A 5,214-nucleotide genomic window follows, 5' to 3' on the forward strand; every position below is an offset into this window, starting at 1 on the left:
GCGCTGACCGGCCGCGTCGAAAGCGGCTATCGCTTCGTCGCGCCGGACGCGATCGGTTTGACGCCTTACGCGGCCGCGCCCGCCCGCGAGTTCGTACGTCGGCCCCCCGGCGGCGCGCGCGACCCCGGCCACGGTGTCGGGCGAGAAGTAATAGTCGGCCCCGACCGCGACGCCGTAGATCCGGCTGGTGGTGTCTGCAGTGCCGGTGCCCGCGTTGCCGTTGGTGGTCTGCGAACCGCCGAAGCCGGCGGCCCACACGCCCCAGCGCGGATCATACACCGCGACCACCGGCGCCTTGGTCACCATCGCATAGGCATCACGCTCGCTGGCCGAGCGCTTGCGTCCGTTCGATGCGTAGGACAGCGCATCGCCCTCCTCGGCGAAGGCCGCCGCCGAGCCCGCACCCGGACCCATCGGGCCGCGACCGCCGACCGACGGGTCGAGCAGCACGCCGACGAACTGGTTCATCATGTTGAAGCTGGTCTGCTGCGCGCCGCTCGCGCCCTGCCCGCCGGCCTGGGCGAGGTTCTGCCCGACATTGCCGGTGAAGATCGCACCGAGCGGGCCCGGGCTGCCGGCGGCGTTAAAGATCGGGTCCAGACTGGCGCCGACCGCGCGCTGATTGTCGTTGAGCCCGGCGATCTGGCCGAGTCCCGACTTCAGGTTCAGCGAGACGGTGGTGCCGGTGTAGCTGAGCGTGCCGGTGACGCCCGTGGGCGCGGTGACCGCGCCGAAGCTGGTGCCGCCGAGCGATGCCGCAGTCAGGATCGTGGTCGGCGTGTTGAAGCGATAGGCGCCGGTCGGCGACGACACCTGCACGGTGCCGGCGAGCGCGGCCGAGCCGCTGACGCTGGTGAACGGCGTGCCGGCCGACGAGGCCTGCACAAGATAAAGGGCGCCCGCCTGCATCGCGAGATTGCCGCTGATGGTCAGCGACGAGCCCGCAACGCCATTGCCGGGCTGCAGCGCGCCGCCCGCCAGCACGGTGGTGGCGCCGACCGTGCCGGTGCCGGCGAGCACGCCGGTGTCGGCGACGGTGACATTGGTGGTGACGACGTCGCTCGAGGCCAGCGAGATGGTGCCGGTGACGTTCTGGAAGTAGCCGATCGCGGAGTATAGATCGAGCCGGGTCCAGTAGCTCAGCGGCGTGCCGTAGAACGCGGCGAGCGCGACGCCTTCGGTGTTGACGATGATCTGGTTGATGGTGTCGGTCTGCAGGCTGCCATAAAGGCCGCCGCTCGGCGCGAGCGTCTTTGCCGCCGACGTGCTGCCGCCGAAGATCGGTGCAAGCAGGATGGACGCATCCGGCCCACCGGCCGGCGCGGCTTCGCGCGGAGCTTGGGCATAGGTCAGCGTCGGCAGCCCGTAGGTCAGCCGCTGCTGATAGACCGACTGGTTCGACGACGCCGCATAGGGATTGTTGGTGGTGGCGCACACCGTGATGGTGCCGCAGCTCTGCCCGGAGGCGCCCGCCGACAAATAGCTGGTCAGTTCGCTCTGCGCCGCCGTGAACAGCGCCGGCAGGTTGACCGCCGTGCCGGTCACCGCCGCGTTGTTGATATAAGCGGGATTGCTGAACGCCTGCGCCAGATCGTAGCTCGCCATCGCCCGGCTGGCGATGATGTCGAGTGGATAATGCACACCGAGCGCGATGCGGCTGTTGGCGTATTCGGAGGCCCGGACCAGCATGCTCTGATAGAGCTGTGGCACCAGCATGCCGAGCAGGATGGAGTCCGTATAGGCGTAGTTGGTGTGGCCGCTCGGGAACGCCGGATTGGTGGTGAGGCCGTCGAGCGCCGTCGGGTCGAAGGCGTTGAACGAGCTGCGCGCCACCTGCACCGGGCGGGAGTCGCCATAGATGCCCTGGCCGGCCTGGGTGTTGGTCACACCATAGGCGAGGTCGTAGACGCTGTCGGTGGTGTTCGGCAGGCCGTTGAAGGTCGGCAGCGTATATCCCGCCGGCGCCACCGCCTTGACGGTGCCGTTGACCGTGCCGTTGGCGAAGTAGTTCTTCGCCGAGACGTCGGAGCTGGTGAAACTGTAGCCGGTGTTGAGCAGATTATAGGTCGCGGCGAGCGGACCGGAACTGACGGTGCTGGCGCGGATGCCGGTCTGATAAAGGCTGCCGAGCACCTGGCCATAGCCGCCGACCGGCTGGATCGGATTGATCGTGCCGGTCCCGGAGCCGCTGCTCTGGATCGCCTGCAACGGCAGGCCGCCGGCGAGATTGTCACCGACGCCGAGCCGGACGCGCGTTCCGTCCGCCAGCGTGATGCTGGGCATCGAGCCGCTGCCGGGCAGCGCCTTGTCGCTGATCGCCATCGCCTGTTGGGCGGCCGTGGCGGTGGTGTTGATCAGGATCGACTGCTGCAGATTGGCTTGCAGCGTGGCCTGGCCGATCGCGGTGGAATTCAGCGCCAGGAACGGCGCCAGAAGATTGTAGGCGTTGACGTTCTGTACCGTGACGTTGGCCGTCTGCGCCTGGGCCGCTCCCACCCAGACCACCGCGACCAGCGCAGTCGTGTGAAACAAACGTGACTTCAATCGACCGCAAACTGCCCCACGCATTGTGTCCATCCCACAGGAAAAGCGCCTCAGCTGCGGCGTTTTTACGCGGGGCGATTATCGGACTCGTGACAGCACGTTAACGATCGTGTCGTGGCAACGAATAGAAACGAGCGTTGCATCTCTGCATCATCGACGATGACGCGAGTGAGATGCAACTAAGCGCAGCGGTGTAGAGCGGGGGGTGTTGAGCGTGGGGGTAGTAAGTTCGGCAAGGTGAGTTCGGGAGCGGCGCTCGTCATCTGGCCGGCGTGAAGACGGGCGGCTGCGTTTCGTCCTTCATCTTCCGAGACGCCCGGAGCCGCCGAGGGCGGCGCCGGGCTGTTCAGGATGACCGGCGCGGCACGCGCGCTTGCGGCGGCAATCTGGAACGAGTCGTCAGCAACGGGTGTCGCGCGTACGAGGTGGAACACGCACCAGCGCTCTCGCCCGCCACTCATTCAGCGAACATTTCGTCGCTAGCGTGCATGGACCGATCGGGTGCGTTACTTGTAGTAGCCGACCGCGCAGGTCTGGTCGCCGACCTTGGTGACGTAGCTGACCTTCTGGACCGGGTCGGTCTGGCCGGGACGCGGCCACATGTAGCTGACTTCCTTGACCTCGCCTTCCTTGGCGGTGGCGTAGATCTCTTCGCCGAGCGGCTTGCCGGTCTTGTCCTTGAGGTCCTTGAGGCTCTTGCCGGTCAGCGTCGGGTGCGCGGTGAACAGGCCGTCGGGGCCGCCGCAGAACGGATACAGGTCACGATCCTTGAAGCCGCCCTCGCCCTTGGCGAATTCCGACAGCGCCTTGGCCTTGTCGGCCTTCACGGCGGCGGCGGCCTTGGTGAGCATCGCCTTGGCTTCATCGGCGGTGCCGAACTCGCCGGCGAATGCGGCGGAGCCCGCAAGCAGGCTCGCGCTGGCGACGAGACAAACGAGTGACTTGAGTTTCATGGCATCCCTCCTGTTGGCTCCCTTGGCGGAGCGTGCTGGAAGGATAACCGCAGGTCAGAGCGGCGGTCAGCGCGACTTAGGACGAACCATAAGTCGATACCGGGCGCCGCTACACGTGCGCGGATGTCCGAGGAGTTAGTGCGAGGTCATCCAGGCGCGGGCTTCACGCTGCGCTGCCGCAATGTCCTCGGCCGACATCTGCGCGGCGATCTCGCGGCGTAGCTCGATGGCGTCGGCGCGGCCCTTGAGCGCGGCGAGGTTGAACCATTTGTGCGCCGCGACGAGATCCACCGGCGCACCGCGGCCCGACGCGAACAGCAGGCCGAGGTCGAACAGCGCATCCGGGTTTTCACCAGCTTCGATCGGCAGCGCGGTCTCGGTATTGAAATGTCCCTGAAGCATCTGTCTCTCCATCTTGCCGCCCGAGGGCGGCTCCTGTCCTCTGATCTGTCGTTCCCCACCGCCGTGACCCGGCGTGTTTGTGTAAGGCGATCTGACCATTCAAATTTGAAGAGCAGTTTAAGCGTTGCGATGAACGGATTCTGAACGGCGCCGGACGCCGCCGCGCACGTGATTCGAAAAACGACTGCGAGACAAGGACTTCTGCAATCGCTTGACGGTCGGTTTACCCTGCGGCTTGGCGAACCGATAACCATCGCGCCAGCAGGCATCGCGCCACCCGGTGACAAACCGGCAGCGGATCGGACGATCGAAGATGAACGGAGCGATGGGAGATGGCGGCGCCCGGAGCTTTGCGACCGGGGCGATGCGCGGCGTTGGACGCCTGCGCAAAAAAGAACGAGGGCGTCGGCGAACACGTCAGGATCAAATCTCACCTACGGAAGACCGAGGTGAAACTGCGGACCCAGCATCCGCACCGTACGAAGAAGAACCGCTTCTTCTGCCGGAGGCTTCCACGCGGGCGAACCCTTGTCGAAGTTGAACCGGCCGTTTGACCTGATGTCTCGCCGACACCCTCTCGTCGATCGGACCTTCGCCGAAGCCGCTAGCGCGGGGATCCGTCGAGGGTCTGTGACGCTGCCGACGGTCGACCCGCCGACGCACTCGCTCGTGAGCGAGCTTACTTCTTCTTGGCGGCCTTCTTGGCGACCTTCTTGGTGGTCTTCTTCGCCGTCTTCTTCACGGCGCTCTTCGCGGTCTTCGCGGTCTTCGCCTTCTTCGCTTTCTTGGCCATGTTGCCCTCCGATAAGAATGAGATGGCTGATTGCTGCTGCGTGCACTCGGGAATCGAGATGCACTACTTCCCGAATACACCAACACATCGAAAAAAACAGTGTCCCGCTTAAGGAAGTGTTGATGGCTGTTTGCCGCGTCGCGTCGGCGTCTTTGAAATCGGCACGCTCCGCAATTCTCGGCACGATCGCGTTAAGCCGCTAAAAATCTACATCGGCGTTTGTCAAGATCGACAGAAGCCCGCGCGCGCCAATGGCTTTTGAAATCCGATTAGTACGCTAACTAACAGTTCCGCGAGCGCCGGCGCCGGGCCGAGTCGGGTGCCGAAAGCGCCGCGCGGAGTCTGAGTCGGGAATTTTGGCAATGAAAATATTTTCGTCCACACCCCCGCCCGGGCGCCGGAAACGCCCGGCGCAGAGGGGTTTCGGGACGACTCGCGCGCGATGATTCGACCGCGCGCGAGGACGCGCGGCGTCGGCGCGCCCGGGCGCGAGCCCCGCGCGCGACCTCCTTACAGCCCGAG

3 protein-coding genes are annotated in these 5,214 nt (G+C 65.6%); all 3 read right to left on the reverse strand.

The annotated features are described in order from the left end of the window. Positions 1-2,532 (reverse strand): phosphatase PAP2 family protein (locus tag ACOJTD_RS10385; RefSeq protein WP_420132838.1); only part of this gene is annotated, 2,532 nt, incomplete at its 3' end. Between the two features lie 518 nt (positions 2,533-3,050). Then, positions 3,051-3,497: a cache domain-containing protein gene (locus tag ACOJTD_RS10390; protein ID WP_420132839.1), complete on the reverse strand. Its 447-nt coding sequence runs from the start codon at positions 3,495-3,497 to the stop codon at positions 3,051-3,053. A gap of 135 nt (positions 3,498-3,632) precedes the next feature. Next, positions 3,633-3,899, reverse strand: a complete 267-nt coding sequence (locus tag ACOJTD_RS10395; protein WP_420132840.1) for an SEL1-like repeat protein — start codon at positions 3,897-3,899, stop codon at positions 3,633-3,635. Positions 3,900-5,214 lie beyond the last annotated feature (1,315 nt).

This window comes from Rhodopseudomonas sp. (genome assembly GCF_048594845.1).
Taxonomy (GTDB): domain Bacteria; phylum Pseudomonadota; class Alphaproteobacteria; order Rhizobiales; family Xanthobacteraceae; genus Rhodopseudomonas.